Below are 560 nucleotides of genomic sequence, written 5' to 3' on the forward strand. Positions count from 1 at the left end.
ATTCAGGAGCTTAGCATCAGAATTAACACGAGGATCTTTATCAAACATACCATCCTGATCAGTCAGGATAATCAGGCCGTCAGCATCTACTAAGTTAGCAACCAAAGCACCTAAAGTATCATTATCGCCAAAACGAATTTCATCAGTCACAACCGTGTCGTTTTCATTGATGATAGGCACCGCACACATTTCAAGTAAGGTTGTGATCGTGCTTCGAGCATTCAAATAACGCTTACGATCTGACAAATCTTCATGAGTCAGTAGAATCTGCGCAGTCGCTAATCCATGAGAGCGAAAGAACTCCTCATAAGCATTGACCAACCCTGTTTGACCAACCGCTGCAGCAGCCTGCAATAAATTAAGTTGCTCAGGTCTAGCATCCAAACCAAGCCGCACCATACCCTCTGCCACCGAACCAGAGGACACCAAAACAAGCTCGATTCCAGACTGACGACAAGCCGCCATCTGAGCAACCCACTTTTTGATGGACGCCCTATCGAGACCTCGACCATCGTCCGTTAACAGCGCACTACCAATCTTAACTACTATTCGCTTTGCGG

General features: G+C 46.2%; 1 protein-coding gene. It reads right to left on the reverse strand.

Features of this window, described 5'->3' with window-relative positions; genetic code table 11:
• On the reverse strand, nt 1-560 hold a 560-nt coding region (proB, locus tag A3739_RS08295; protein ID WP_068501009.1), incomplete at both ends, for a glutamate 5-kinase.

This window comes from Oleiphilus sp. HI0067, assembly GCF_001635735.1.